4 protein-coding genes are annotated in these 4,113 nt (G+C 42.6%); all 4 read left to right on the top strand.

Annotated features, from left to right (window positions below; translation table 11 throughout):
- Nucleotides 1-426 precede the first annotated feature (426 nt).
- The 4 genes from TH606_RS10870 (at nucleotide 427) to TH606_RS10855 (ending at nucleotide 4,112) form a co-directional block, all read left to right on the top strand.
- Nucleotides 427-1,791 (top strand): ammonium transporter, encoded by a 1,365-nt coding sequence (locus tag TH606_RS10870; protein WP_068543976.1) that lies wholly within the window; start codon nucleotides 427-429, stop codon nucleotides 1,789-1,791.
- A gap of 6 nt (nucleotides 1,792-1,797) precedes the next feature.
- The gene (locus TH606_RS10865) at nucleotides 1,798-2,136 is read left to right on the top strand and encodes a P-II family nitrogen regulator (RefSeq protein WP_068543974.1); all 339 of its coding nucleotides are present in this window, start codon (nucleotides 1,798-1,800) and stop codon (nucleotides 2,134-2,136) included.
- Nucleotides 2,137-2,231: 95 nt separating this feature from the next.
- Nucleotides 2,232-3,017 (top strand): hypothetical protein, encoded by a 786-nt coding sequence (locus TH606_RS10860; RefSeq protein ID WP_068543971.1) that lies wholly within the window; start codon nucleotides 2,232-2,234, stop codon nucleotides 3,015-3,017.
- Between the two features lie 186 nt (nucleotides 3,018-3,203).
- Nucleotides 3,204-4,112 (top strand): J domain-containing protein, encoded by a 909-nt coding sequence (locus tag TH606_RS10855; protein ID WP_157627920.1) that lies wholly within the window; start codon nucleotides 3,204-3,206, stop codon nucleotides 4,110-4,112.
- Nucleotide 4,113: the final 1 nt, after the last annotated feature.

The raw sequence follows: 4,113 nt of genomic DNA, 5'->3' as shown, positions 1-4,113 counted from the left end.
CCTGCGGACACAGTTGACGAAACACTATGTATTTGTGTGGTAAGAATAGTCTTATTTCTATAAGAATTACAGGCATGTATCATAGAAACACAAGTAAAAAAATAAAAAACCAGTAAGCATGTATATTCATTCATAATTTTAAAATATCAAAAAAAGATTTTTTCCGTCAAGGAAAAAAACAATATTTTCCTACTTAGTTTTCGCTTCCACAGCAATCTTTTGTTATTTTTGCAACTTTTTTATAAGTATTTTTTACATTTTTGAAAATATTTTTAAGAATTATTTTTTCAGTTTTTACATTTTTAGAAATATTTAAGAAGATTTCTTTTTGCTATCTCGAGAATCTCCTATTTTTAAAAGATTTTATATGGTTGGCATGACAATTGCTTTTTAAAAAGAAAAAGTTTTTTGAAGGAGGTTTAAGTTATGGGTAGATGGCGTTTTTTTTCCGTGCTGTTTTTGTTTCTTATGCTGGGATGCGGGCTAGCTATTGCTGGTGACCCTACAGGAGCTCAAGCACTTAAAGCAGATCCTGGCAAACCGGTTGATTTTGTGTGGGTTTTAATTTGTGCCTTTTTAGTAATGTTTATGCAGGCGGGTTTTGCCTGTGTGGAAGCCGGTTTTTGCCGGGCCAAAAACGCTACCAACCTTCTCATGAAAAACTTAATGGACTTCTGTATCGGTTCATTGGTTTTTTGGGCTGTAGGTTACGCCTTTATAATGGGTAGTGATTGGCACGGGTTAATAGGTCTTTCGGGCTTCTTTTTGGGTGGCGACGGCTATGATGTAGATAATTATTTGTCTTTCTTTTGGCAATTAGTGTTTGCCGCTACCGCCGCCACTATTGTTTCTGGAGCCGTAGCTGAGCGTATCAAATTTAAGGCTTATTTCCTTTATTCAATGGCAATTGTTAGCCTTATTTATCCGGTTTACGCTCACTGGGTATGGGGTGGTGGCTGGCTTTCTGGTCTAAAGTTCGGGCTTGGGCATCTGGACTTTGCAGGCTCTGGGGTGGTTCACGCGGTAGGAGGAATTGTAGCTCTAGCAGGAGCAATTGTCCTCGGCCCTCGTTACGGCAAATTCGGCCGCGATGGTAAGCCTCGTGCTATTCCCGGTCACAATATTCCCCTGGCGGCTCTGGGAGTTTTTATCCTATGGTTTGGCTGGTATGGCTTTAACTGTGGTTCTACTTTTTCGGCCCATCATCTGCGCATTTCTGTAGTAGCGGTTAATACCACTTTAGCAGCCGCAGCGGCAGCGGTAACGGCTATGCTTATCGTTTTGGCTAAGACCAAGAAATTTGACCTGGGTATGTCTTTAAACGGTGTCCTGGCTGGATTAGTGGCCATCACTGCTCCCTGTGCCTGGGTGGAGGCTTGGGCAGCGGTAGTTATCGGTATTATCGCCGGGTTTATTCTGGTAGGAGGGGTTTATCTCTTGGAAGCCTTAAAGATAGATGATCCAGTTGGTGCAGTTCCAGTGCACGGTTTTAACGGACTCTGGGGAGTTATTGCGGTAGGTATTTTCGCCGACGGCACTTACGGCAACTACTCCATTGAGCCACCTTTTGTAAAAGGTCTTCTTTATGGTGGTGGTGTAGACCAACTCATTGCTCAGCTTATCGGCGCAGGAGCACTTTTTATCTGGGCCTTTGGGGCTGGCTACATTCTCTTCAAGGTCTTAGACATCCTTATTGGTATTCGCATTGATCCCCGTGAAGAAATTCAGGGCGTGGACCTTGTTGAACATGGAACACCTGCTTATCCCGAATTTTATGTAATCAGGAGGTAATGAAACATGAAAGAAATAAGAGCCATAATCAGGCCAGAAAAATTACAAGACGTACTTGAAGCATTAGAAAAAGCCGGGCACCCAGGCGTTACCGTGGCCCAGGTGGAAGGTCATGGACGCCAGGCTGGGTTGGTGGAACAGTTCCGCGGCCGCGAATTTAAGGTGGATCTTTTACCTAAAATGGAAGTACGGGTGGTGTGTAAGGACTCTGACCTGGAAAGACTTTTTAAGGTTATTGCTGAAGCAGCGCGCACAGGAGAAATAGGTGACGGCAAGATTTTCGTCTATGACGTGGTTGACGCCATGCGCATAAGAAGTGGCGAACGCGGTGAAGCTGCCATTTAAGCTTACCTCCTCCTGTAATGTTAATCGGGGAAGGCCTCAGGGCCTTCCCCACATCTGGAGGCCAATAAAAAACTATCATATAAGGAGGTTTTAAGATGGAACGAGTTAAAGGTTGGTTGTCAGGGATTTTATTGGTGTGTTTGCTCCTTTTAGGAGCAACTCAGGTTAAGGCTGAAGAAACTTCAGCGGACTTTTCAGTAGATGTGTTAAGCCAGTATATCTGGCGGGGAATGGCCTTTTCTGACGACTCGGTAGTCATTCAACCGTCTATGACTATCGCCTCGGGCCCTCTTTCTATTAACTTTTGGGCTAACTACGACTCAGATCTTAAAGGAGCCGATGAAGCCAAATGGAACGAAACGGACTTTACGATTGACTATGCCTTTGAAGGCCTTCCTTATGGTTTAAGCGCTAATGTGGGAAGTATCTATTACGCTCTTGATGGTACACAGGACTCTTTTGAATTGTATGCAGGCCTTTCTGGCACCTGCCCAGTTACTGGAATTTCTTTAGGACTTACAGTTTACAAAGAACTTTCTCATTATCCCGGCTGGTGGTTTGAACTTTCTGCAGCCAAGAGTTTTGAGCTTCCTTGGCAAGGGGCCTCTCTTGATCTGGGAGCTACAGCCCTTTATTTAAGTTCAGATGACGCCGGAGCCTACGCAGATCCAGACGATCCCACTGATGAATACTCCGGCTGGGTCAATATGAACCTCAGTGCTTCTATAAGTATTCCAGTTACCGAAAAGATTACAGTAACTCCCCAAGTTTATTATTCCTTCGCCCTGGGTAGTGATGCTAAAGATATGATCAAAAGTGCTTCTTTAGATAATAAGCACGATCATTTTTACGGTGGTGTAGGAATAAGTTTTGCTTTCTAGAAATTAACCAAACAGCCCCTGGTCTAAATCACTGGGGGCTGTTATTTTTTCTCATTTATAGCTTTTTACTTAATGAAATGTTATAATAAATTTATGTATCTGGCTCGACAAAAAAGAGGAAAAACCACTTATTACTTCCTTAGAGAATCATATTTTGCTGATGGTCTATGGCGGAGCCGAGATTTAATGTCTCTTGGAAAGGATCCTTCTCGTTTCATTGTCTATCCTGGAGGAAATAGTTTTTACATTAAAGAAGAAGTTATTGAAAACCTGGCTCAAAAGGGTGTTAAAACTGACCAGTGGGAGCTTGAAAAGATATTTTGGCCCTTTGTTAAACCCCATATTCGCCAGGTAATTGAAAATTTTTCAGCCCATCAAACGATTAGAAGCAATCGTCTCTCTGCCCGTGAACAACTCGCTTTGCAACGAGAATACCATATATTTGATTGCCGCCGCCTTCTCTTTTTAAAGTTTGGCGGAACAGATGTTGACTTCCTATTAAAAAGGCCCCTTGGTTTCTTAAATATTTTGCATGAAAAAAGTCGCGACGAAATTGAACAACACATAATGGCTGCTGAGCAGAGACTTCGTCCGCGTGAGACATTAGCTTATATTTACACTGCTTTTGGATTAGCTAAACACTTCTCCAGTCGCCTGAGTCGTCATATTCCCGAAGCCCAGGTAATGGAAAAAATAGACGACGCCTTTCTTGCTGAACTATGCCTTTTGTTAGAAGATAAAAAATATTTGATGGGCCTTGAGCCGGACCAGGTCCTCAAAGATTATCTTTCTCGCTACGCGATTATGTATTTTGATCGTCTTTCTTGTGATAGGCGCTTTTTTGAAGAACGTGAAGCCCGCTTATTAGAAAGATACCGTAATGATTTGCATAAAGTAGCCCGAGAGGCAGCGGCCATCTTTGGTGTATCTCCTGAAGAAATCCTGCGCTTAAACAAAGAAGAAATTTCAAGCCTTTTTAGACGTAAAGCCCGAGAGCTTCACCCTGACCAGGGTGGAGACCACGAAGCCTTTATTAAACTACATAAACTTTATGAAGAACTTATGAAGCTTCGTGGCTATCGAAAAGTTATGTAAA

The organism is Thermodesulfatator autotrophicus (assembly GCF_001642325.1).
GTDB lineage: Bacteria > Desulfobacterota > Thermodesulfobacteria > Thermodesulfobacteriales > Thermodesulfatatoraceae > Thermodesulfatator > Thermodesulfatator autotrophicus.
The sequence above is the reverse complement of the archived record's forward strand: the minus strand, read 5'-3'. Positions and strand labels throughout refer to the sequence as shown.

What these genes read in the sequence shown, in the direction of transcription:
- TH606_RS10860 (WP_068543971.1), top strand. Translation starts at nt 2,232, where the DNA reads ATGGAACGAGTTAAAGGTTGGTTGTCAGGGATTTTATTGGTGTGTTTG.
- TH606_RS10855 (WP_157627920.1), top strand. Translation starts at nt 3,204, where the DNA reads ATGTCTCTTGGAAAGGATCCTTCTCGTTTCATTGTCTATCCTGGAGGA.
- TH606_RS10865 (WP_068543974.1), top strand. Translation starts at nt 1,798, where the DNA reads ATGAAAGAAATAAGAGCCATAATCAGGCCAGAAAAATTACAAGACGTA.
- TH606_RS10870 (WP_068543976.1), top strand. Translation starts at nt 427, where the DNA reads ATGGGTAGATGGCGTTTTTTTTCCGTGCTGTTTTTGTTTCTTATGCTG.